This is a genomic window from Lysobacter rhizosphaerae (genome assembly GCF_054779795.1).
On record NZ_BAAGXO010000010.1, the window covers coordinates 207,223 to 229,037 of the forward strand.

A 21,815-nucleotide genomic window follows, 5' to 3' on the forward strand; every position below is an offset into this window, starting at 1 on the left:
CCTCGCGACGCGCCGGCCCCGGCGCGCTCCCACCACGCACGCAAGGCAATCCCCATGTCGCAGACGATGAAAGCGCTGGTCAAGCGCGAAGCCACCAAAGGCATCTGGATGGAACAGGTGCCGGTCCCCGCGCCGGGCCCGAACGAGGTCCTGATCAAGCTCGAGAAGACCGCGATCTGCGGTACCGACCTGCACATCTACCTGTGGGACGAGTGGAGCCAGCGCACCATCAAGCCGGGACTGGTGATCGGCCATGAATTCGTCGGCCGCGTCGTCGACCTCGGCCCGGGCGTGACCGGCTACAAGATCGGCCAGCGCGTCTCCGCCGAAGGCCACATCGTCTGCGGCCACTGCCGCAACTGCCGCGCCGGCCGCCAGCACCTGTGCCCCAACACCATCGGCATCGGCGTCACCCGCGACGGCGCCTTCGCCGAATACATCGTGATGCCGGCGTCGAACCTGTGGCCGATCCCGGATCAGATCCCGTCGGAACTCGCCGCGTTCTTCGACCCCTACGGCAACGCCGCGCATTGCGCGCTGGAGTTCGACGTCGTCGGCGAGGACGTGCTGATCACCGGCGCCGGCCCGATCGGGATCATTGCCGCCGGCATCTGCAAGCACATCGGCGCGCGCAATGTCGTGGTCACCGACGTCAACGACTACCGCCTCAGCCTCGCCGCGGACATGGGCGCGACGCGCGTGGTCAACGTGACCAACACGTCGCTCAAGGACGTGATGAAGGACCTACACATGGAAGGCTTCGACGTGGGCCTGGAGATGAGCGGCAACCCGCGCGCCTTCAACGACATGCTCGAATGCATGTACCACGGCGGCAAGATCGCGATGCTCGGCATCATGCCCAAGGGCGCCGGCGTCGACTGGGACAAGATCATCTTCAAGGGCCTCACCCTGCAGGGCATCTATGGCCGTCGCATGTACGAGACCTGGTACAAGATGACGCAGCTGGTGCAGGGCGGATTCCCGCTCGGCAAAGTGCTGACGCACCAGCTGCCGATCGACGAGTTCCAGCAGGGGTTCGACCTGATGGAATCGGGCAAGGCCGGCAAGGTCGTGCTGAGCTGGAACTGAGGACGACCCCATGTCGCTGACGCATCGCTACGCCGAGACCCTCGACGAAATCCGCGCCGCCGGACTGTTCAAGTCCGAGCGCATCATCACCTCGCCGCAGTCCGCCGAGATCACGCTCGCCGACGGCCGCACGGTGCTGAACTTCTGCGCCAACAACTACCTCGGCCTCGCCGACCACCCGGACGTGATCGCCGCGGCGAAGGACGCGCTCGACACGCACGGCTTCGGCATGGCTTCCGTGCGCTTCATCTGCGGCACCCAGGACCTGCACAAGCAGCTCGAGAAGACGATTGCCGACTTCTTCGGCACCGAAGACACGATCCTGTATGCGGCCTGCTTCGACGCCAACGGCGGCCTGTTCGAACCGCTGCTGGACGAGAACGACGCGATCATCTCCGACGCGCTCAACCACGCCTCGATCATCGACGGCGTGCGCCTGTGCAAGGCCAAGCGCTATCGCTACGCCAACTGCGACATGGCGGACCTGGAAAAGCAGCTGCAGCAGGCCAAGGCCGACGGCGCGCGCACGATCATGATCACCTCCGATGGCGTGTTCTCGATGGACGGCTTCATCGCGCCGCTCGATGAGATCACCGCGCTCGCCGCGAAGTACGGCGCGCTGGTGCACATCGACGAATGCCATGCGACCGGCTTCCTCGGCAAGAACGGCCGCGGCTCCGCAGAAGTGAAGGGGGTGATGGACAAGATCGACATCTTCACCGGCACGCTCGGCAAGGCCATGGGCGGCGCGCTGGGCGGCTTCACCACCGCCAGGAAGGAAGTGATCGAACTGCTGCGCCAGCGCTCACGTCCGTATCTGTTCTCGAATTCGCTGCCGCCGCACGTGGTGGCCGCGGGCATCAAGGCCTTCGAGATGCTGGCCGCCGCGGGCGACCTGCGCGAAACGCTGGCGGCGAACACCGCCTACTTCCGCGAAAAGATGACCGCCGCGGGCTTCGACGTGAAGCCGGGCGTGCATCCGATCAGCCCGGTGATGCTGTACGACGCCCCGCTGGCGCAGGCATTCGCGCAGCGCCTGCTCGAGGAAGGCATCTACGCGATCGGCTTCTTCTTTCCGGTGGTGCCGAAGGGCCAGGCGCGCATCCGCACGCAGATCTCGGCCGCACACACGCGCGAACACCTGGATCGCGCCATCGCGGCGTTCATCAAGATCGGCGGCGAACTGGGCGTGATCAAGGCCTGAGCGCAGGCAGCGGGAACGGGCAACCCGTCGCCCCCTATCCCGCAAAAGAGAAACGCCACCAACCCTCGGCCGTCCGGCCGGGCTTGGTGGCGTTTGCCAGGTAAAGCGCGGTTCGCGCGCTTACTTGCCGCCGCCGCCCTTCTGCGGCTCTGCGTCCTTCTGATCCTTCCCAGCCGCCGGCGCGCCGGTGGCGACGCGGTAGCCGTTCTTCTTCATCCAGGCGTCGAAGTCGTCGGCGGTCATCTTCTTGCCGTCCTGGGTCATGTTGAAGCGCTTGCTGTCGGCCGCCGGAGTAACCGGAGCGGCAGCGGCCTTGGACGCCGGCTTGGGCGCGGCCTTGGGAGCTTCCTTCGCCAGAGCGAGGCCACTGAAAAGCAGGCACGGCAGTGCCACCAGGATCATGCGCATGTAATTTCCCCTTGGTCCGAGTTGCGGTGTGTGGTGCGTAAGAAACCACGCACTCGCCGCAAAAAAGGTGCGAGCAGGCACATTTCGGAAAAAGCGCCTGGCGCACGCCATCCCGGCCGTTGCGATTGCGTGGTGCGTCGCACATTACCCGACCCTGGTGGGCAGGCGGACTAGCGGCCCGGATTCTCCGTCCGCCCCTGCAGGCGGGCCACTTCGTCGGCCGTCAACCACCGCCACTGCCCCTTGGCCAGGTCGCCCAGCACCAGCTCGCCGATCGCCACCCGCACCAGTCGCAGGACTTCGATACCCAAGGCCGCCAGCAACCGGCGTATCTGCCGGTTACGGCCCTCGTCGAGGGTGATTTCCAGCCAGGCATTGCGTTCGCCCGCCCTCAGCAGGCGGACCGACTTCGCCCGCAACAGCTCGCCGTCGTGTTGCGCACCATGCACGAAGGCCGCGAGCAGGGCGTCGTCGGGCACGGTGTCGACCTGCACGTGATAGGTCTTGTCCGGCCCCGATTCCGGGTCGGTGACACGCGCCGCCCACTCGGGGTCGTTGCAGAACAGCAGCAGCCCTTCACTCGCCTGGTCCAGGCGCCCCACGGGCGCCAGCCATGGGAGCGGCCGGCCTTGCCAGCTGGCACCTTCCAGGCATCGGTAGACGGTATCCCGACCGCGTTCGTCGCGGGCGGTGGTGACCAGGCCCCGCGGCTTGTTGAGCATCAGGTAGAGACGAGGGGCCGCATCCAGTTCATCGCCGTCCACGGCGATGCGTTGGCGGCCAGATCCGGCGATGGGGAATTCGGGATCCCGGACGACGCGGCCGTCCACGGTCACGCGCCCGGCAACGATCCAGCGCGCGGCCTCCGTGCGCGAGCAGACGCCGCGCTTGGACAACACACGAGCCAGACCGTGGCGCACCCCCCCTGCCGTCATACGCCTGCCGTCATACGGATGCGCTTGCGCGCTTACTTCTTCTTCTCGGGAGGGTCGGCTGGCTCGACGGGTACGGTGGCCGCGCCAGTCGTACCTGCTGCGCCCTTGGCCACGCGCACGCCACGCGCTTTCATCCAGGCGTCGAACTCCTCGGCCGTCATGCGCTTGCCGTTCTGGCTCATGTCGAAGCGCCAGGGACTGTTGTCGTATTTGGTCTGCGGCTTGTATGCGGCAGGACTCGAGGACGATGGCAGCGCGGGCGCCGTCGCAGGCACGGCGTTGGCAGTGAGACAACCCTGGAGGCGTTGGCGCAGGAGGACGTTGTCGACAGACAGGCTTTCGTCGGGCGTCTGCGCCAGAACGCCGGTGGGCGCTCCCAATTGGTGCGCCGGAGCACTGAGCTCGGGCGAAAGCGGCGCGACCAGGGTCGGCTGGACCGGCAGGCTGGTGGGCAAAGACGTCGAACCGCACTGCTGCGCGTTCTGCGCGTGCGCGACGCCCACGAGGGCGAACAGAGACAAACCACTCAGTACGCGTTGCATGTTGCGCCTCCGCGAGCCTCGTAGATCCGCGAGTGTAGGCGCGGCCCAGTGGACCAACAACCTTCGCGATGTGAAGACGGTCCGCGCTGCATCGGACGGCAATCGGTTCAGTTGTTCACCCAATGGATGCTTCTCGCGGATGCTTCACGCAAAAACGAAGCCCGGCACAGGGCCGGGCTTCGCGGTAAAGCTGGAACGTCGAAACTCAGTTCTGGACGTTCAGCTCGGTACGGCGGTTCTTCTCGCTCTTGCAGCCCGGCATCGTCTGGCCCATGTCTTCCAGCGGACGGCTCTCGCCGTAGCCGTTCGGACCGGTCAGGCGCGCGGCGTCGATGCCGTTGCTGGTCAGATAGTCATACACGGCGCGCGAGCGACGCTCCGACAGGCTCTGGTTGTAGGCGTCCTTGCCGCACTGGTCGGTGTGACCAGCCACTTCGGCCTTCAGCTCCGGATAGCGCTTGAAGATCTCGATCGCCTCGTTGAGGATCTGCACCGCGTCAGGACGCAGCGTCGCCTTGTCGAAGTCGAAGTTCACGCCCTTCAGGTCGATCGACACCGGCACCGGGCAACCGTCCGGACCGATCGTCTGGCCGGCCTGCGAACCCGGGCACTTGTCGTCGCAGTTGTTTACGCCGTCGCCGTCGTCGTCGCCATCGGCGCAGCTCGGAGCCGGCGGCGGCGGCGGAGCGGCCACCACGGGTTCCGGACCCAGCGGGACGATGATGCCGACCGAGGCGAGGATGTCGCCGAACCAGTTCTCGCCCGAAGCGTTAACGCTCTGGTCGTCGAAGTCGGCGCGGTAGGCCAGTTCGGTGCGGAAGCCCCAACTACCCATGTCGCCCTGGATACCGGCGCCGACCTTGGCGGCGAAATTACCGTCCTTGCGCTGGCCCGGCGAGTCGGTGCTCGGGAACGCATCGAACTCTTCCTCGGAACGCTGATAGCCCAGTCCGCCCATGAGGTACGGATTCCAGTTGCGGCCTTCAGAGATGAAGTGATAGCGCGCGTCCAGCGAGACGCCGTACTGGCTCCAGTTGAGATTCTGGTTGTCGTCGAAGTTGGGGTTCTGGTAATTCAGCTCGCCATCGATCGACCAGTTGTCGCTGATGAACTTGCCGACGCCGAGCCCGAGGAAGGGAGCGTTGCGGGTGCCGCGATCGTTGTCCTGGAGATTGAAACCAGCCGAACCGGTCAGGTACCAGCGGTCGTCGAAATCCTGCGCGTTGGCGACCTGCGCACAGGCCAAGCCAGCGAGCAACGCTGTGCTCAACAAGCGGATCTTCATATTTCTGACTCCTTTAGAAATGTCGGGAAAACAACACACACGGCACGAAACTGTGACCGGGATCAACGCGCGGGCGGAACCCCTTCACGATCCCTGGCGCGGGGGATCATAGCATCGCCGAGACAATTGTTAACATTGCTTAACGTAATACGCAAACTTTACCCCCTAACCGGCCATTCAGTTGCAATCGGCGCAAAAACGAAGCCCGGCGCAGGGCCGGGCTTCGCGGTAAGGCTGGCAACGTCGAAACTCAGTTCTGGACGTTCAGCTCGGTACGGCGGTTCTTCTCGCTCTTGCAGCCCGGCATCGTCTGGCCCATGTCCTCCAGCGGACGGCTCTCGCCGTAGCCGTTCGGACCGGTCAGGCGCGCGGCGTCGATGCCGTTGCTGGTCAGATAGTCGTACACGGCGCGCGAGCGACGCTCCGACAGGCTCTGGTTGTAGGCGTCCTTGCCGCACTGGTCGGTGTGGCCAGCCACTTCGGCCTTCAGCTCCGGATAGCGCTTGAAGATCTCGATCGCCTCGTTGAGGATCTGCACCGCGTCAGGACGCAGCGTCGCCTTGTCGAAGTCGAAGTTCACGCCCTTCAGGTCGATCGACACCGGCACCGGGCAACCGTCCGGACCGATCGTCTGGCCGGCCTGCGAACCCGGGCACTTGTCGTCGCAGTTGTTCACGCCGTCGCCGTCGTCGTCGCCATCGGCGCAGCTCGGAGCCGGCGGCGGCGGCGGAGCGGCCGCCGCGGGTTCCGGTCCAAGCGGGATGATGATCCCGACCGAGGCGAGGATGTCGCCGTACCAGTTCGAGTCGGAGTGCACGCTCTGGTCGTCGAAGTCGGCGCGGTAGGCCAGTTCGGTGCGCATGCCCCAACGACCCATGTCGGCCTGGATGCCGGCGCCGACCTTGGCGGCGAAGTTACCGTCCTTGCGCTGGTCCGGCGAGTCCACGTTCGGGAACGCATCGAACTCTTCCTCGGAACGTTGATAGCCCAGCCCACCCATGAGGTACGGATTCCAGTTGCGGCCTTCAGAGATGAAGTGATAGCGCGCGTCGAACGAAATGCCGTACTGGCTCCAGTTGAGGTCCTGGTTGTCGTCGAAGTTGGGGTTCTGGTAATTCAACTCGGCATCCACCGACCAGTTGTCGGTGAAGAACTTGCCGACGCCGAGGCTCACGAAGGGGTCATTGCCGGTGCCGCGATCGTTGTCCTGGAAGTTGAAACCTACCGCACCGGTCAGGTACCAGCGGTCGTCGAAGTCTTGCGCTTGCGCTGCCTGGGCAAGGCTCAGCCCACCCAGCAGGGCGGCGCAGAGGAGTTTCTTATTCATCTTTTGCTCCTTTGTATTGGGAAAGCCGCCACTGCGGGGTTCCTTGGTTGGGGGATGGCATACCTGAACGACACGCCACCCGCGCAGGCTAGGTACCCCCTCGTGAAAGCAGTGTTAAAAAATACGTGTTTCGTACAAGTCTGAATCCGCATTTGAAATGCTTGCGCCTGTCAGCAGCGCCATGAAGGCAGTCACCGGGAGGGCATCCAGCCTTTCGGGGTCGCCGGCCAGTGCCAACAGGGTCTCGACATTGTCGGCAGGCAGCTTCGTGCGGACCGCGGCTTCGAACTTGGCCATCAATAACGGAATGGCTTCGGCGCGGCGCTTGCGGTGGCCCATCGGGTAATCGATCGAGATCTTGGCGGTGGCCGTACCGTCCTTGAAAAAGACCTGCACCGAATTGCCGATGTAGCGCTTGTCCGGATCGAAGTAGTCGCGGGTGAAGCGTGGGTTCTCCTTCACCACCATCCTGTCGCGCAGTGCATCGAGGCGCGGGTCCGCGGCCACTGCATCGCCGTAGTCGGTCGCGACGAGACGACCGAAAACCAGCGGCACCGCGACCATGTACTGCAGGCAGTGATCCCGGTCCGCGTAGTTGGCGAGCGGGCCGGTCTTGTCGATGATGCGGATGGCCGCCTCCTGGGTTTCCAGTTCGATGCGTTCGACCTCGTCGAGCCGATCCTTCACCTGGTCGTGCAGCTGCAGCGCGCATTCGACCGCGGTCTGCGCATGGAACTCGGCCGGAAAGCTGATCTTGAAGAGCACGTTCTCCATCACGTAGCTGGCGAATGGGCGTTCGAATTCGAACGGTTTTCCTTTGAAGGCGACGTCGTAGAAACCCCAGGTCGGAACACTCAGTGCGCTCGGGTAGCCAACCACGCCCTTCACCGCGTTCAACGCATGGATGACGGCACGGCGACAGGCATCGCCAGCGGCCCAGCTCTTGCGCGGGCCGGTATTGGGAGCATGGCGGTAGGTGCGCAGCGCACCGTTGTCGATCCAGCTGTGCGAGATGGCGGTGATCACCTCGTCCCTGCCGCCGCCGAGCATTCGCGTACTGACGGCGGTCGAGGCCAGGCGCACCAGGATCACGTGGTCGAGGCCAACGCGGTTGAATGAATTCTTCAACGCATAACAGCCCTGGATCTCGTGCGCCTTGATCGCATGACCCAGCACCTCCCTCATGGTCAGGGCCTTGCCGCCTTCCCGCTCCGCCTTGCGGCCGAGGTAGTCGGCGACCGCGAGGATCGCGCCGAGATTGTCGGACGGATGCCCCCACTCCGCGGCCAGCCAGGTGTCGTTGAAGTCGAGCCAGCGGATCTGGACGCCGATGTTGTAGGCGCCCTGCGCCGGGTCCAGAGCGTGCGAGGTGAATGGCACGCGCGCACCACCAGGCATGTCGGCGCCGGCGACCAGCGGCCCGAGGTGCTTCACGCACTCCTTGTGGTCCATTGCCAGCGCGGCGCAGGCCAGTGAATCGAGCAGCATGTAGCGCGCGGTGTCGAAGGCCTCCCGGGAATCGATCCGGTAATCGACGATGTAGTCGGCGATCTCCGCCATCGGCGGGTCGGGCTCCGGGCGGACGGTGGAACGGATATTGACGTGGCCCATGGGTGTGCTCCGCAGGTGGGCGGCGCTCGCGGGGTTGGCCGCGGCGCATTTCGCCGGGCGGGATGCCGGACCGGCTCCATTGCATTGTGGAACGCATCGACGCGAAGAGCGTGCTTGGAATCCAGCTGTGCCGGGCTCACCCTGACGGCATGGACATCGAACGCCTGCCCACGCTTTTCCTCTCCCACGGCTCGCCGATGCTGGCGACGGAAGACTCGCCGGCGGGTCGCTTCCTCGATGGGCTCGGCGCGGCCCTGCCCCGCCCCCGCGCGATAGTGGTTGCCTCTGCGCACTTCCTAACCGACCGGCCCATGCTGGGGGGCCATGCCCAACCGCATACCGTCCACGACTTCGGCGGATTTCCAGAACCGCTGTACCAGCTCCAATACGCCGCGCCCGGTTCGCCGGAACTGGCGGACGACATCGCCGGGCGACTGGCAAGCGCCGGGCTGGCGGCCAAGGTGCGCCCCGGCCATGGTCTGGATCACGGCGTCTGGGTGCCACTGGGGCGCATGTATCCGCAGGCGGATATTCCGGTCGTGCCGCTGTCGGTGAATCCGCTTGCCGATGCCGCCGCGCACTTCGCGCTTGGGCAGGCGCTGGCCGGCCTGCGCGGGGAAGGCGTGCTGGTGATCGGCTCCGGCGGCTTCGTCCATAACCTGGGCGACCTGGACTGGCAGCACCGCGATGTCCCGCTGGCCCCCTGGGCGGCCGCCTTCTCCTCCTGGATGCACGAGAAGCTGGCCAGCCATGACTGGGCCGCCCTGCTCGACTGGCAGGCGCAGGCGCCCAATGCCCGGCACGCCCACCCCACCACGGAGCATCTGATGCCCTTGTTCGTGGCGTTGGGCGCCGGGGGGACCGACCCGGAAGTCGAAGTCCTGCACCGCTCGCACGAGTTGGGGACCCTCGCCCTGGACGCTTTCGCCTTCCGCTGAGCCCCCATGGCGGATACTCGGGCCTAGCACCGGACCGGGCTGGGCACAATCCGTGACCTGCTTCACCAATTCAGCTACGGTTAGGAAAACCGCCGCTACCGTGCGCCAACTTTTCAGCCGCCCCCCGGCGGCACCGTCGCAACGCCCGCGCCCCCGCGCGGTCCCGATGCCCGGGCAAAGCACGCCAGAGAGCGTGCCGCCCTCCCCAGTACGCCATACCGGATCCCGCCCCCGGCAGCCGCCTCCTCCCAGGAGACGACGCCGACGTGCGGACCGGCCAACGGAGCAAGGAGTACGACATGAAACTCGCCTGGATCCTGTGGCTGGCGTCCGTGCTGCCACCGCAATCAGCCGATTCGCTGTGCCTGAGTACCACCGTCTACCTCGAAGCCCGCGACCAGTCGGTCCGTGGCCAGCAGGCGGTGGCCGAGGTCGCCCTGCGCCGCCGTGACAGCGGCCTGTGGGGCGACACCCTGTGCGACGTGGTGACGGCCCGCAAACAGTTCGCGCCGACCCTGGTCTCGCCCTCGACGCAACTGGGCAATACCGAAGCCTGGGCGCAGGCCGTGACCGTGGCGCTGGAGGCGGAGAACAACTGGTCGCTGCCCGCCGGCAAGCGCAAGGAAATCGTTCCGGGCGCCAGCCACTTCGCCGCGCTCGGCATCGCCAGTCCTACGTGGCGCAACGCCTACCAGGTGGCGACGATCGGCGACCACACCTTCTATAAGGTGCAATCGCTCAAGCCGCGCAGGACCTGATCCGAAAGCCCCCTGGAAGAAGCAAAAGCCGCGCAATGCGCGGCTTTTTTGTGGCTTCGCAATCCATCAGCGCGAGTCTGGCTCGCGCCAAAGGCGCGACATCTCCAGGTAAGTGAAGGAAGCCGACCAGGTGATCAACAACAATCCGGTCAAGGACTCCATGCCCGATACCAGCCGGATGGCGCCCACCGGCGCCAGGTCGCCAAACCCGACGGTGCTGAACGTGATCGCCGACAGGTAGACCGCGTCGAAGACCGTGTCTGTGCCCGGGTTGCCGTGCAGGAATCCGGTCCCCGGCACCTGGATCAGGCCCCAATAGGACAGGCCATAACACCAGATCTCCGCGATGTGCAGCCCCAACAACGCGAAGATGATCTGGAGCATCGCGCCGCGGTCGTGCTTGGGCGCGCGCCGCGAATAGCGGCGCGCCAGCCAATGCACTCCTTCGTAATGGATCACCACCACCAGCGCCGTCACCACGAAGGCGCCTGCGGCGACCAGCAGGTGCGCCTTGAACTGACCTTCCGGGATGAACCAGTTCAAGGCGGCGCCTCGCGTTGTCAGCGCTTGTCGATCGCCACGTATGCGCGATCTTCCGGCCCGATGTAGTTCGCGCTCGGGCGGATGATCTTGCCGTCCTCGCGCTGCTCGATCACGTGCGCGCTCCAGCCGGTGGTGCGGGCGATGACGAACAGCGGCGTGAACATCGGCGTCGGGATTCCCATCATGTGGTAGGCCGATGCCGAGTACCAGTCGAGGTTCGGGAACATCTTCTTGGTGTCCATCATCAGGTTCTCGATGCGCTCGGACACGTCGAACAGCGTCTGGTTGCCGCCGTCCTTGCACAGCTTGCGCGAGAGTTCCTTGATGATCGGATTGCGCGGATCGCCGATGGTGTAGACCGGATGTCCGAAGCCGATGATGATCTCCTTACGTTCCATGCGCGCGCGGATATCGACTTCGGCCTCGTCGGCGCTGTTGTAGCGGCTGATGATGTCCATCGCCACTTCATTGGCGCCGCCATGCTTGGGACCGCGCAATGCGCCGATCGCGCCGGTGATGCACGAATGCAGGTCCGACCCGGTGCCGGCGATGACGCGCGCGGTGAAGGTCGACGCATTGAATTCGTGTTCCGCGTACAGGATCAACGACTTGTCGAGCGAGTCGGCATGCAGGGCGGACGGCTCTTCGCCGTGCAGGAGATGCAGGAAATGTGCCGCGACGCTGTCGTCGTCGGTTTCAACGTCGATGCGGCGTCCATTGCGGGTGAAATGCCACCAGTACAGCAGCATCGAACCGAAGCTGGCGATCAGCTTGTCGGCGATGTCGCGCGCCTCGGATGCCGGGTGGCCCTCGCGTTCGGGCAGTACGGCGCCCATTACGGAGCAACCGGTGCGCAGCACGTCCATCGGATGCGCATTCGCCGGCACCAGCTCCAGCGCTTCCTGAACGATCGCAGGCAGGCCACGCAGGCGCTTGAGCTTGACCTTGTAGGCATTGAGCTGCGACTGCGTGGGCAGCGCCCCGTGCACGAGCAGGTGTGCGACTTCCTCGAACGTCGACTTCGTTGCGAGGTCGTGGATGTCGTACCCGCGGTAATGCAGGTCGTTGCCACTGCGGCCCACGGTGCACAACGCGGTGTTGCCCGCGGCGGTGCCACTCAGGGCGACGGATTTCTTGGCCTTCGGCAGGACCTGGGCAGCGGAATCGGTCATCGGATCTCTCCTTGGGGTTGCAGCAGGATGTTGTTCATCCTGCTTGTCATTGCCGTGTCCGGAATCGGTAAGCAGCGGCGTTTTCTGTTGTAGGAAATAGCCTGGATGCGACCATTGGGGGTCGCGACGACTGCGGCGGGCCAGATCGCGCTCGCCGCAGTCGGAGGGCGGAAGTACGCGCCGGCGGAGGAGGCTACAGGGGGCACGCATCGCGTGAACCTGTTCCGCTCCGTCGGCCGACCCCGCATGTTCAATCCTTGCCGCCGGCGAACAACGCGTCGAGCTTGTCCTCGTAGGCGTGATAGCCCAGGAAGTCATACAGCTCGGCGCGCGTCTGCAGCGTGTCGATGATGTTCTTCTGCGTGCCTTCGCGACGCACGGTCTCGTAGAAGTTGAGCGCCGCCTTGTTCATGGCGCGGTAGGCACCGCAGCAGTAGAGCGCGATGTCGACATTGGCATCACGCAGTTCGCCGGTGGTGAAGAACGGGGTGGAACCGAATTCGGTGAGGTTGGCCAGGATCGGCACCTTCACCGCTGCCTTGAACCTGCGGTAGTCGTCGAGCGAGTTCATCGCTTCAGGAAAGATCATGTCGGCGCCGGCCTCGACATAGGCCACGGCACGCTCGATCGCCGAGTCGACGCCTTCCACGGCCGCGGCATCGGTGCGGGCCATGATCACGAAGCTGTCGTCGGTGCGCGCATCGACGGCCGACTTCACGCGGTCGACCATCTCGCCCTTGGACACCACTTCCTTGCCGGGACGATGGCCGCAGCGCTTCTGCCCGACCTGGTCTTCCATGTGCACGGCGGCAACGCCGACGTTGATGAAGGAACGAATGGTGCGGCCGATGTTGAAGGCTCCGCCCCAGCCGGTGTCGATGTCGACGAGCAGCGGCATCTGCGTTGCGTCGACTATCCGGCGTGCGTCGGTGAGGACGTCTTCCATCGTGCTGATGCCAAGATCGGGCACGCCCAGCGAATTGGCGGCGACGCCGCCGCCGGACAGGTACAACGCCTTGTAACCCGTGCGCTTGGCCATCAGGCCGGCGTAGGCGGTGATGGCACCCATCACCTGCAGCGGGGATTCTTCGGCAACGGCAGCACGGAAACGCGCGCCGGCGGAGGGTGACATGGTCATGGCTTCTCCAGAGTGACCCGCCATTTTAGCCGAGTGCCGCAGGCGGGTTGCCCCCCGTTCGCCCCCCCCGTGGGCGGCCCTGCCGCTCCAAAGCAATGGGGCGGCCGAAGCCGCCCCACTGTGCACTCTTGTCACTGCTTGCACGGTTCGCGCCGGCACCGATGTCCGTCGGCGCGACCCGTGGCTCACAAGTCTGCTCACCCCAGGAGGTGGGCCACGCCGGCACGCTCTTCTTCCAGTTCGGCCAGCGTCTTGTCCATCGCCGCACGGCTGAAATCGTCGACCGGCAGGCCTTCGATGCGCGTGTACTCGCCATTCGCGCAGGTCACCGGCACGCCGTACATCACGCCTTCCGGGATGCCGTAGCTGCCGTCCGACGGCACACCCATCGTCACCCACTTGCCGTTGGTGCCCAGTGCCCAGTCGCGCATGTGGTCGATGGCCGCATTGGCGGCCGAGGCAGCCGACGACAGGCCGCGCGCCTCGATGATCGCCGCGCCGCGCTTGCCGACCACCGGGATGAAGGTGTTGGCGTTCCAGTTGGCGTCGTTGATCTTGTCCTTCAGCGACGCGCCATTGACGGTGGCGAAGCGGTAATCCGGGTACATGGTCGGGCTGTGGTTGCCCCACACGACCATCTTCTCGATGTCGGCAACGGCGACACCGCCCTTGCTGGCCAGCTGCGACAGCGCGCGGTTGTGGTCGAGGCGCAGCATTGCGGTGAAGTTCTTCGCCGGCAGCGACGGTGCCGACTTCATGGCGATGTAGGCGTTGGTATTGGCCGGGTTGCCCACGACCAGCACCTTGACGTTGCGCGAGGCGACGTCGTTCAGCGCCTTGCCCTGCACCGTGAAGATCTCGGCGTTCTTCAGCAGCAGGTCCTTGCGCTCCATGCCCGGGCCGCGCGGCATCGCGCCGACGAGCAGGGCGTAGTCGGCGTCCTTGAACGCGACCTTGGGATCATCGGTGCCGACCATGTCGGCGAGCAGCGGGAACGCGCAGTCCTCGAGCTCCATCATCACGCCCTTGAGCGCGGCCTGGGCCTTCTCCATCGGCAGTTCCAGCATCTGCAGGATGACGGGCTGGTCCTTGCCAAGCATTTCGCCGGAAGCGATGCGGAACAGCAGGGCATAGCCGATCTGGCCAGCAGCACCGGTGACGGCAACGCGGACGGGGGTCTTCATGTGGGGCAACTCCTGGATGGAAAGGCGGGGCGTTCACGCGCCCCGCGACAAACGGATCGTTGGATCAGGACAGTTCGTTGAAGAAGTCCTGGAAACGCTGCAGGCCCGGGGCAAGCTGCGGTGTCGGGCAGGTGTAGCTGATGCGCAGCGCGCGCGGCTCGCCGAAAGCCGAGCCGGGCACGCAGGCCACGCCCTTGGCTTCGAGCAGCGCATTGCAGAAATCAACATCGTTGTTGACCTTGATGCCGGTCGGACCATGGGTCTTGCCGAACGCGACGCTGACGTCGGGGAACACGTAGAACGCGCCCTGCGGACGCGGGCACACCACGCCCGGCAGCGAATTCATCACCGCCATGACCTGGTCGCGCTTGGCCTGGAACTCGGCGTTCTTCTGGATCGGCACGTCCTGCGGTCCGCACAGCGCGGCCACCGCGGCGGCGGTGACGATTTCCGGAATGTTGGTGATGTGGTTCGAGTTCATCGTCGCGATCGCCTGCGCGACCACTTCGGGACCGGCCATGAAGCCAACGCGCCAGCCCGGCATGCCGTAGGTCTTTGACAGCGAGTCGATGAAGATCACGCGGTCGCGCAGTTCCGGCCGTGCGTGCACGAAGTTGTGGTAACCCACGCCATCGAACACCATGCGGTTATAGATGTCGTCGGTGATGATCCAGGTATCGGGATACTTCGCGGCGACGTCGGCGAGCGCGCTGATTTCTTCCTTCGAGTAGACCATGCCGGTCGGATTCGAAGGGTTGTTGAACAGGAACACCTTGGGCTTCTTCGCCAACGCCACGTCGAGCTGGGCCGGCGTGAGCTTGTAGTCCTGCGAAGGCGGGCACGGCAACAGGTCGATCTTCGCGTTGACGATTTCCGCGATGTCGAGGTAGCTGGTCCAGTACGGCGTCGGGAAGACGATGGTGTCGCCTTCGTCGAGCAATGCCTCGGCCAGGTTGTAGATCACGTGCTTGGCACCGATGCCGGTGGCGACGTTGACCTTGGCGTAGCCGTCCAGGCCGATCTTGTGGATATGGGCGAGGAACGCATCCAGCAACACGTCGGCACCGCGGTTGCTGCCGTACTGGCCGCTGTCCTTGGTCAGGGCCTCGCGCGCGGCGGCGTAGACATGCTCGGCGGGAAGGAAGTTGGGGACACCGATCGAGAAGCTGATGATGTCGCGACCTTCGGCCTTGAGGCGCTTGGCCTTCTCGGCCACCTGCATGATCGCGCTGGGCTTGGCGCGACCGATGCGCCGGGCAAGCTGAGGCATGGGGCGGAACCTGTTGAGAGGAAGCTGCATATTGTAGCGGCGCAACTGTTGCGTGGCAGCCACGCAGTTTTCCGCCGGCCCCAAATGAAAAGGGGCGCTTGCGCGCCCCTTCCCTGCTCCGCCCGGCCGACTCAGGCCGCGAGGATCTTGTTCCACTCGGCCACGCGGTCGGCCTTGGCGGCCAGCGCCGCGGCGGCGTCGCCTTCGATCTTGAGCGAGTTGATCTTGTCGCCCTGCTTGATCGAGTCGACCACGTCCTGGCCCTCGAGCACCTTGCCGAAGACGGTGTGCTTGCCGTCCAGCCAGCCGCAGGGCACGTGGGTGATGAAGAACTGGCTGCCGTTGGTGTTGGGGCCGGCATTGGCCATCGACAGGACGCCGCGCTCGTGGCGCAGGCCGTTGTTGGCCTCATCCTCGAACTTGTAGCCGGGGCCGCCGGTGCCGGTGCCCAGCGGGCAGCCGCCCTGGACCATGAACTCGTTGATGACGCGGTGGAACTTGAGTCCGTCGTAATAACCGCGCTGGGCCAGGTTGACGAAGTTGGCGACGGTCAGCGGCGCCTTGTCGGCGGCCAGTTCGACGCGGATCGTGCCGCGGTCGGTGTCGAAATTGGCGATCAGGCTCATGGGGAACGGCTCCGGTAGTGGAATTCACGGCCCGATATGGGGTCCGTGAACAGGACCGACAAGAATACCGCAGCTGTCCAACCTGAACAGGACGCGGGTAATCGGGGCGGGCTATACTTGCCGGCTTCCTTCCGCTGACTTTGCGTCCTCGCCGGCGCCTTCCTGCATGTCTATCGAACGCCTGCGCAATATCGCCATCGTCGCCCACGTCGACCACGGTAAGACCACCCTCGTCGACTGCCTGCTGAAGCAGTCGGGCACCCTGTCCGAACGCACGGTGCTGGCCGAACGCGCGATGGACAGCAACGACCAGGAAAAGGAACGTGGCATCACGATCCTGGCCAAGAACACGGCCATCACCTGGCAGGGCAACCGCATCAACATCGTCGACACCCCCGGACACGCCGACTTCGGCGGCGAGGTGGAGCGCGTGCTGTCGATGGTCGACTCGGTCCTGATCCTCGTCGACGCGATGGACGGCCCGATGCCGCAGACCCGCTTCGTCACCCAGAAGGCGTTCGCGATGGGCTTCAAGCCGATCGTGGTCGTCAACAAGATCGACCGCCCTGGCGCGCGTCCGGACTGGGTGATCGACCAGGTGTTCGACCTGTTCGACAAGCTCGGCGCCACCAACGAGCAGCTGGATTTCCCGATCGTGTACGCCTCGGCGCTGCACGGCTATGCCAGCCTCGACGATGCCGCGCGCGACGGCGACATGACCCCGCTGTACGAAGCGATCATGAAGCACGTCCCGCCGCCGCAGGTCGACCTCGACGGTCCGTTCCAGATGCGCATCAGCCAGCTGGACTACAGCAATTTCGTCGGCCTGATCGGCATCGGCCGCATCCAGCGCGGCAAGGTCCGCCGCAACATGCCGGTCAGCGTGGTCGACCGTGAAGGCAAGAAGCGCCAGGGCAAGGTCCTGCAGGTACTGGGCTTCATGGGCCTGGAACGCCTGGAGACCGAGGAAGCCGAGGCCGGCGACATCGTCGCCATCTCCGGCGTCGCCGACCTGTCGATCTCCGACACGGTTTGCGCACTCGACACCCCGGAAGCCCTGCCCGCCCTCACCGTGGACGAGCCGACCATCAGCATGACCTTCCAGGTGAACAACTCCCCGTTCGCCGGCAACAAGGAACTCAGCGGCGGCAAGTTCCTCACCAGCCGCCAGCTGCGCGAGCGCCTGGAGCGCGAAACGCTGCACAACGTGGCGCTCAAGGTCGAGGAAGGTTCCGATCCGGACAAGTTCCTGGTCTCGGGCCGTGGCGAACTGCACCTGTCGGTGCTGATCGAGAACATGCGCCGCGAAGGCTTCGAGCTGGCCGTGTCGCGCCCGGAAGTCATCATCAAGGAAATCGACGGCAAGCTCATGGAGCCGATCGAACAGCTGGTGGTCGACATCGAAGAGCAGCACCAGGGCGGCGTCATGGAGAAGCTGGGCACCCGCAAGGGCCAGCTCAAGAACATGGAATCCGACGGCAAGGGCCGTGTGCGCCTGGACTACATGATCCCGGCGCGTGGCCTGATCGGCTTCCAGAACGAGTTCCGCACCCTCACCCAGGGTTCGGGCCTGCTGTTCCACGTGTTCGACCATTACGGCCCGAAGGAAACCGGTGCGATCGCCAAGCGCATCAACGGCGTGATGATCGCCAATGCCCCCGGCACGACCCCGGCTTACTCGCTCGGCCCGCTGGAAGAGCGCGGCCGCCTGTTCGCCGCGGAAGGCGACCAGGTGTACGAGGGCCAGCTGATCGGCATCCACTCCAAGGACAACGACCTGACCGTCAACGCGATCAAGCCCAAGCCGCTGACCAACATGCGCGCCTCGGGCAAGGATGACGCGATCAAGCTGACCCCGGCGATCAAGTACTCCCTGGAGCAGGCGCTGGACTTCATCGAGGAAGACGAGCTCGTCGAAGTCACCCCGAAGGAAATCCGCCTGCGCAAGAAGTTCCTCACCGAAAGCGATCGCAAGCGCGCCTCGCGCGCCGCGTAAGCCATGTTGCTGATTGCCACGGGCGACGCCTGTCCATGACCGACGTCGCCCAGCATCAGCATCCGCACTACAACCCGGATCCGCATGCGCATCCGGGACTGCATGTCATCGCGATCTTCGAAGCGGCCAAGGGCCTGCTCGCCCTGGTTGCAGCCAGCGGCCTGGAAATCCTCGGCCCGGCCCCGCTGCAACGCTGGCTGCATGAGCTGATCAACCGCTTCCAGCTCGATCCGCACCATGGCGCGATCGACTGGTTGTCCCACGTCATCAATCCCGGTTCCGTGCACCTGGCCGCGGCGATCGGCTTCGGCTATGCGGCGCTGCGTTTTGTCGAGGCCTGGGGCCTGTGGCGCGTGCGCAGGTGGGGATCGTGGCTGGGTTGCATCAGCGCAGCCGTGTACCTGCCCCTCGATGTGTATGCGCTGATCCAGCATCCCGGCTGGCTGGCGGTGACCGTGCTGGTGGTCAACCTGATCGTGGTCTGGGTGCTGGCGCGCGACCTGTTCAACCGCCGCTACTGACCGCGCCCTCGTCGACGCAGGCGGCGAAATATCCGCAGCGTGACCGCGACCACAGCTTCCGGCCCGCCCTGCCCTTGTCTGCACGCCCGCCTGCGGTGATGCTGAACGGGGCCCGCGCCATGCCGCGGCAAGGGGAATTGCAATGTCCGTGTTGAGCCGAATCCGCGGCGGCCATGGCGTGCGCGCCGCCGCATTGTCTGTTGCCGTGATCGTCGCGCTGGGCGCCTGCGACCGGATCAGGGACCTGATCACCTCCGCCGACGGTGACTCGGTCCGGACGGAAACCACGGCCCCCACCGACTTCGCCTTCGCCGAAGCCGGCATCGGCGATCTGTCCGCGCGAATGGACCGCGGTGAACTGACCAGCCATGCACTCACGCGTGCCTATCTCGATCGCATCGCCGCCATCGACGACGCCGGTCCCACCCTCAACGCGGTGATCGAACTCAATCCCTATGCGCTCCACGAAGCCGATGCACTCGATGCGGAGAGAAAGGCAGGTCGTGTCCGCGGTCCGCTGCACGGCATCCCCGTGCTGCTCAAGGACAACATCGATGCCACGCCCATGGTGAATTCCGCCGGCTCGCTGGCACTGGCAAACCACAAGCCCCGGCGCGATGCATTCGTCGTCGCGCGGCTGCGTGCGGCCGGCGCGGTGATCCTCGGCAAGGCCAACCTCAGCGAATGGGCCAACTTCCGCTCGCCGCATTCGACCTCCGGATGGAGCGCACGCGGTGGGCTGACACGCAATCCTTACGTGCTTGATCGCAGCGCCTGCGGCTCCAGTTCCGGCACTGCGAGCGCGATCGCCGCCAACCTGGCCACCGCGGGCATCGGCACCGAAACCGACGGCAGCATCATCTGCCCCGCTGCGGTCACCGGTCTGGTCGGCTTGAAGCCGACCGTGGGCCTGGTCAGCCGCGACGGCATCATTCCGATCTCCCGCAGCCAGGACACCGCCGGTCCGATGGCACGCAGCGTATCCGACGCGGCCTATCTGCTGGCGGCCATGGTCGGGCGTGACGAAGGCGACGCGGTCACCGCCAACAGCGTCGGGCATGCGGTTTTCGACTACCCGCTGCACCTCAAGGTCGACGGCCTGCGCGGTGCACGCATCGGCGTGCTGCGGCAGAAGATGGGGGCCAGCCAGGTCGTCGATGCCGCGATGGAACGGGCCATCGCCGCGATGCGGCGCGCGGGCGCCGTCGTGGTCGATGCCCAGATCCCCACCGATGGGCAGTGGAAAGCGGGTGAACTCGATGTGCTCACCTGGGAATTCAAGGCCGGCCTCGAGCATTACCTGGAAAACCATGACGCACCGGTGCGCACGCTCGCCGAGCTCATCGACTTCAACAAACGCCATGCGGGCGACGAACTGAGCTACTTCGGCCAGGAATTGTTCGAGCAGGCCGACGCGAAGACGCCACTGAGCGATCCGGTCTACCTCGACGCGCGCAGCACGATCCGCCGGCTGGCCGGCGTGCAGGGCATCGATGCGGCCCTGCAGGCGCAGCGACTGGATGCGCTGGTCGCACCGGCGACCGGCGCCGCGTGGTTGGCCGACATGACCAATGGCGACCCGCACACGGGGACTGGCTCCGATGCCGCCGCGGTGGCGGGCTATCCCAGCCTGAGCGTGCCCATGGGCGAATCGCGCGGACTGCCGTTGGGCATCGTCTTCATGGGCACGGCGTGGAGCGAGCCTCGCCTGCTCGAACTCGGTTACTCCTTCGAACAGGCCACGAAGGCACGCAAACCGCCACGGTTCCTTGCCACGCTGCCGGCACTCGATTCGCCGATGGCCAAGGCCGCGAAGTAGCGCTATTCCAGCCGCGCCAACTGGGCCTGCTTGCGCACGATCAGCATCGCGATTTCCAGCGCCTGCTCGTAGTTGAGGCGCGGATCGACGGTGGAGCGGTAGGCGCGTTCCAGGTCGCTCTCGGTAAGCTCGCGCGCGCCGCCGAGGCACTCGGTCACGTCTTCGCCGGTCAGTTCAAGGTGCACGCCGCCCAGGCGCGTGCCCGCGGCGCCGTGCAGGTCGAAGGCCTGCTCCAGCTCGCTGCGGATGTTGTCGAAGCGGCGCGTCTTGTAACCGTTGCTGGTGCTTTCGGTGTTGCCGTGCATCGGATCGCAGATCCACAGCACGCGGCGGCCTTCGCGCTTGACCGCTTCAAGCAGCGCCGGCAGTTTCTCCGCCACGTGGGCGACGCCCATGCGGTGGATCAGTGTCAGGCGGCCGACCTCGTCGTTTGGGTTGAGCACATCGATCACGCGCAGCAACTGGTCCACCGTCGCCGATGGCCCGACCTTCAGGCCGATCGGATTGCGGATGCCGCGGAAGTATTCGACGTGGGCACCATCGAGCTGCGCGGTGCGCATGCCGATCCACGGGAAATGGGTGCTGAGGTTGAACCAGCCCCATTGCCGCGGCACCTGCCGTGTCTGCGATTCCTCATAGGGGAGCAGCAGCGCTTCGTGTGAAGTGTAGAAGTCGACCCGGTTGAGGTTGTGCACCTCGCTGCCGGACAGCGTTTCCATGAAGCGCACCGCATCGCCCACGCCGTCGACCATGCGCTGGTACTCGTCCGCGAGTGGCGAGTGACCGACCCAACTCAGGTTCCAGTATTCGGGATGGTGGAGGTCGGCGAAGCCGCCATCGATCAGCGCGCGGATGAAGTTCATCGTCATCGCCGAGCGCGCATGCGCCTTCACCATGCGACGCGGGTCGGGAACGCGCGCTTCCTCGGTGAAATCCGGTCCGTTGATGATGTCGCCGCGGTAACTCGGCAGCGTCACGCCATCACGCGTTTCCGTGTCGGTCGAACGCGGCTTCGCATACTGGCCGGCGAAACGTCCCACGCGCACTACCGGCAGCCGCAAGCCATGCACGAGCACCAGGCTCATCTGCAACAGCACCTTCAGCCGGTTGGAAATCACCTCCGGCGTGCAGCCCTCGAAGACCTCCGCGCAATCGCCACCCTGCAGCAGGAAGCGCTTGCCTTCCTGCGCCTCGGCGATCTGCTTCTGCAGCGACAGGATTTCCCACGATGTCACCAGTGGCGGCAGTGCGTGCATTTCCTGCAGCACGCCCTCTAGCGCGGCGGCGTCCGGATACGTCGGCATCTGCAATGCAATCTTGCTGCGCCAGCTTGCCGGCGACCATTCGGTCGGCAGGTTGACGGCGCGGAGATTGCGATCGGAAGCGGACATGGCAATGGAAACGAGAAGGTGCTGCGCTGCAGCGAACTAGCATCATCCGCCGGAAATG

20 protein-coding genes are annotated in these 21,815 nt (G+C 65.4%); 7 read left to right on the forward strand and 13 right to left on the reverse strand.

Going from position 1 to position 21,815, the window contains the following annotated elements; genetic code table 11:
- Positions 1 to 54: 54 nt before the first annotated feature.
- Together tdh and kbl are read left to right on the forward strand one after the other, a co-directional pair.
- Entirely contained in the window at positions 55 to 1,089 is a 1,035-nt protein-coding gene (gene tdh / locus ACYVGE_RS14650) for an L-threonine 3-dehydrogenase (protein ID WP_460730859.1), read from the forward strand.
- A 10-nt stretch (positions 1,090 to 1,099) separates the two neighbouring features.
- Positions 1,100 to 2,293 carry a glycine C-acetyltransferase gene (gene kbl / locus ACYVGE_RS14655; protein WP_460730860.1) on the forward strand — a complete coding sequence of 398 codons (1,194 nt, stop codon included), beginning with the start codon at positions 1,100 to 1,102 and terminating at the stop codon, positions 2,291 to 2,293.
- Between the two features lie 120 nt (positions 2,294 to 2,413).
- Here kbl and ACYVGE_RS14660 read toward each other — a convergent pair whose 3' ends face one another.
- The 6 genes from ACYVGE_RS14660 to ACYVGE_RS14685 form a co-directional block, all read right to left on the reverse strand.
- Positions 2,414 to 2,701, reverse strand: a complete 288-nt coding sequence (locus tag ACYVGE_RS14660) for a hypothetical protein (RefSeq protein ID WP_460730861.1) — start codon at positions 2,699 to 2,701, stop codon at positions 2,414 to 2,416.
- A gap of 170 nt (positions 2,702 to 2,871) precedes the next feature.
- Positions 2,872 to 3,636: a pseudouridine synthase gene (locus ACYVGE_RS14665; protein WP_460730862.1), complete on the reverse strand. Its 765-nt coding sequence runs from the start codon at positions 3,634 to 3,636 to the stop codon at positions 2,872 to 2,874.
- 32 nt (positions 3,637 to 3,668) lie between these two features.
- The gene (locus ACYVGE_RS14670) at positions 3,669 to 4,178 is read right to left on the reverse strand and encodes a hypothetical protein (protein ID WP_460730863.1); all 510 of its coding nucleotides are present in this window, start codon (positions 4,176 to 4,178) and stop codon (positions 3,669 to 3,671) included.
- Positions 4,179 to 4,383: 205 nt separating this feature from the next.
- Positions 4,384 to 5,463 carry an OmpA family protein gene (locus ACYVGE_RS14675; RefSeq protein WP_460730864.1) on the reverse strand — a complete coding sequence of 360 codons (1,080 nt, stop codon included), beginning with the start codon at positions 5,461 to 5,463 and terminating at the stop codon, positions 4,384 to 4,386.
- Positions 5,464 to 5,713: 250 nt separating this feature from the next.
- Positions 5,714 to 6,790, reverse strand: coding sequence for an OmpA family protein (locus ACYVGE_RS14680; protein WP_460730865.1), 1,077 nt, complete (start codon positions 6,788 to 6,790; stop codon positions 5,714 to 5,716).
- Positions 6,791 to 6,904: 114 nt separating this feature from the next.
- A complete protein-coding gene (locus tag ACYVGE_RS14685; RefSeq protein WP_460730866.1) occupies positions 6,905 to 8,401 on the reverse strand; it encodes a bifunctional 2-methylcitrate dehydratase/aconitate hydratase in 1,497 nt (498 codons plus the stop codon).
- A gap of 155 nt (positions 8,402 to 8,556) precedes the next feature.
- On the opposite strand from ACYVGE_RS14685, the gene ACYVGE_RS14690 reads away from it, so the two are divergent.
- Both ACYVGE_RS14690 and ACYVGE_RS14695 read left to right on the forward strand, forming a co-directional pair.
- The gene (locus ACYVGE_RS14690) at positions 8,557 to 9,339 is read left to right on the forward strand and encodes a DODA-type extradiol aromatic ring-opening family dioxygenase (protein ID WP_460730886.1); all 783 of its coding nucleotides are present in this window, start codon (positions 8,557 to 8,559) and stop codon (positions 9,337 to 9,339) included.
- Positions 9,340 to 9,638: 299 nt separating this feature from the next.
- Positions 9,639 to 10,097, forward strand: a complete 459-nt coding sequence (locus ACYVGE_RS14695) for a cell wall hydrolase (protein ID WP_460730867.1) — start codon at positions 9,639 to 9,641, stop codon at positions 10,095 to 10,097.
- A gap of 66 nt (positions 10,098 to 10,163) precedes the next feature.
- Here the strand turns inward: ACYVGE_RS14695 and ACYVGE_RS14700 are convergent, their stop codons facing one another.
- The 6 genes from ACYVGE_RS14700 to ACYVGE_RS14725 all read right to left on the reverse strand — a co-directional run bounded on the left by ACYVGE_RS14700 (position 10,164) and on the right by ACYVGE_RS14725 (position 16,030).
- The gene (locus ACYVGE_RS14700; RefSeq protein ID WP_460730868.1) at positions 10,164 to 10,640 is read right to left on the reverse strand and encodes a potassium channel family protein; all 477 of its coding nucleotides are present in this window, start codon (positions 10,638 to 10,640) and stop codon (positions 10,164 to 10,166) included.
- Positions 10,641 to 10,657: 17 nt separating this feature from the next.
- Positions 10,658 to 11,812, reverse strand: a complete 1,155-nt coding sequence (gene prpC, locus ACYVGE_RS14705; RefSeq protein ID WP_460730869.1) for a bifunctional 2-methylcitrate synthase/citrate synthase — start codon at positions 11,810 to 11,812, stop codon at positions 10,658 to 10,660.
- Between the two features lie 250 nt (positions 11,813 to 12,062).
- Positions 12,063 to 12,950: a methylisocitrate lyase gene (gene prpB, locus ACYVGE_RS14710; protein ID WP_460730870.1), complete on the reverse strand. Its 888-nt coding sequence runs from the start codon at positions 12,948 to 12,950 to the stop codon at positions 12,063 to 12,065.
- Between the two features lie 197 nt (positions 12,951 to 13,147).
- On the reverse strand, positions 13,148 to 14,134 hold the full coding sequence (locus ACYVGE_RS14715) for a malate dehydrogenase (protein WP_460730871.1): 987 nt from the start codon (positions 14,132 to 14,134) through the stop codon (positions 13,148 to 13,150).
- 64 nt (positions 14,135 to 14,198) lie between these two features.
- On the reverse strand, positions 14,199 to 15,404 hold the full coding sequence (locus tag ACYVGE_RS14720) for a pyridoxal phosphate-dependent aminotransferase (RefSeq protein WP_460730872.1): 1,206 nt from the start codon (positions 15,402 to 15,404) through the stop codon (positions 14,199 to 14,201).
- A gap of 131 nt (positions 15,405 to 15,535) precedes the next feature.
- Complete coding sequence (locus ACYVGE_RS14725; protein ID WP_310053754.1) at positions 15,536 to 16,030, reverse strand: peptidylprolyl isomerase; 495 nt, start codon at positions 16,028 to 16,030, stop codon at positions 15,536 to 15,538.
- Between the two features lie 166 nt (positions 16,031 to 16,196).
- Here ACYVGE_RS14725 and typA point away from each other — a divergent pair, with 166 nt between their 5' ends.
- The 3 genes from typA (at position 16,197) to ACYVGE_RS14740 (ending at position 20,366) form a co-directional block, all read left to right on the forward strand.
- Complete coding sequence (gene typA / locus ACYVGE_RS14730; protein WP_460730873.1) at positions 16,197 to 18,026, forward strand: translational GTPase TypA; 1,830 nt, start codon at positions 16,197 to 16,199, stop codon at positions 18,024 to 18,026.
- A 35-nt stretch (positions 18,027 to 18,061) separates the two neighbouring features.
- On the forward strand, positions 18,062 to 18,547 hold the full coding sequence (locus ACYVGE_RS14735; protein ID WP_310053756.1) for a DUF2127 domain-containing protein: 486 nt from the start codon (positions 18,062 to 18,064) through the stop codon (positions 18,545 to 18,547).
- A gap of 193 nt (positions 18,548 to 18,740) precedes the next feature.
- Positions 18,741 to 20,366, forward strand: coding sequence for an amidase (locus ACYVGE_RS14740; protein ID WP_460730887.1), 1,626 nt, complete (start codon positions 18,741 to 18,743; stop codon positions 20,364 to 20,366).
- Between the two features lie 2 nt (positions 20,367 to 20,368).
- On the opposite strand, the gene ACYVGE_RS14745 is transcribed toward ACYVGE_RS14740, so the two are convergent.
- Entirely contained in the window at positions 20,369 to 21,757 is a 1,389-nt protein-coding gene (locus ACYVGE_RS14745; RefSeq protein WP_460730874.1) for a class II 3-deoxy-7-phosphoheptulonate synthase, read from the reverse strand.
- Positions 21,758 to 21,815 lie beyond the last annotated feature (58 nt).

Excerpts from the sequence above, each read along its gene's own strand:
- tdh (WP_460730859.1), top strand. The coding sequence starts at position 55 with ATGTCGCAGACGATGAAAGCGCTGGTCAAGCGCGAAGCCACCAAAGGC.
- kbl (WP_460730860.1), top strand. The coding sequence starts at position 1,100 with ATGTCGCTGACGCATCGCTACGCCGAGACCCTCGACGAAATCCGCGCC.
- ACYVGE_RS14660 (WP_460730861.1), bottom strand. The coding sequence starts at position 2,701 with ATGCGCATGATCCTGGTGGCACTGCCGTGCCTGCTTTTCAGTGGCCTC.
- ACYVGE_RS14665 (WP_460730862.1), bottom strand. The coding sequence starts at position 3,636 with ATGACGGCAGGGGGGGTGCGCCACGGTCTGGCTCGTGTGTTGTCCAAG.
- ACYVGE_RS14670 (WP_460730863.1), bottom strand. The coding sequence starts at position 4,178 with ATGCAACGCGTACTGAGTGGTTTGTCTCTGTTCGCCCTCGTGGGCGTC.
- ACYVGE_RS14675 (WP_460730864.1), bottom strand. The coding sequence starts at position 5,463 with ATGAAGATCCGCTTGTTGAGCACAGCGTTGCTCGCTGGCTTGGCCTGT.
- ACYVGE_RS14680 (WP_460730865.1), bottom strand. The coding sequence starts at position 6,790 with ATGAATAAGAAACTCCTCTGCGCCGCCCTGCTGGGTGGGCTGAGCCTT.
- ACYVGE_RS14685 (WP_460730866.1), bottom strand. The coding sequence starts at position 8,401 with ATGGGCCACGTCAATATCCGTTCCACCGTCCGCCCGGAGCCCGACCCG.
- ACYVGE_RS14695 (WP_460730867.1), top strand. The coding sequence starts at position 9,639 with ATGAAACTCGCCTGGATCCTGTGGCTGGCGTCCGTGCTGCCACCGCAA.
- prpC (WP_460730869.1), bottom strand. The coding sequence starts at position 11,812 with ATGACCGATTCCGCTGCCCAGGTCCTGCCGAAGGCCAAGAAATCCGTC.
- prpB (WP_460730870.1), bottom strand. The coding sequence starts at position 12,950 with ATGACCATGTCACCCTCCGCCGGCGCGCGTTTCCGTGCTGCCGTTGCC.
- ACYVGE_RS14715 (WP_460730871.1), bottom strand. The coding sequence starts at position 14,134 with ATGAAGACCCCCGTCCGCGTTGCCGTCACCGGTGCTGCTGGCCAGATC.
- ACYVGE_RS14720 (WP_460730872.1), bottom strand. The coding sequence starts at position 15,404 with ATGCCTCAGCTTGCCCGGCGCATCGGTCGCGCCAAGCCCAGCGCGATC.
- ACYVGE_RS14725 (WP_310053754.1), bottom strand. The coding sequence starts at position 16,030 with ATGAGCCTGATCGCCAATTTCGACACCGACCGCGGCACGATCCGCGTC.
- typA (WP_460730873.1), top strand. The coding sequence starts at position 16,197 with ATGTCTATCGAACGCCTGCGCAATATCGCCATCGTCGCCCACGTCGAC.
- ACYVGE_RS14735 (WP_310053756.1), top strand. The coding sequence starts at position 18,062 with ATGACCGACGTCGCCCAGCATCAGCATCCGCACTACAACCCGGATCCG.
- ACYVGE_RS14745 (WP_460730874.1), bottom strand. The coding sequence starts at position 21,757 with ATGTCCGCTTCCGATCGCAATCTCCGCGCCGTCAACCTGCCGACCGAA.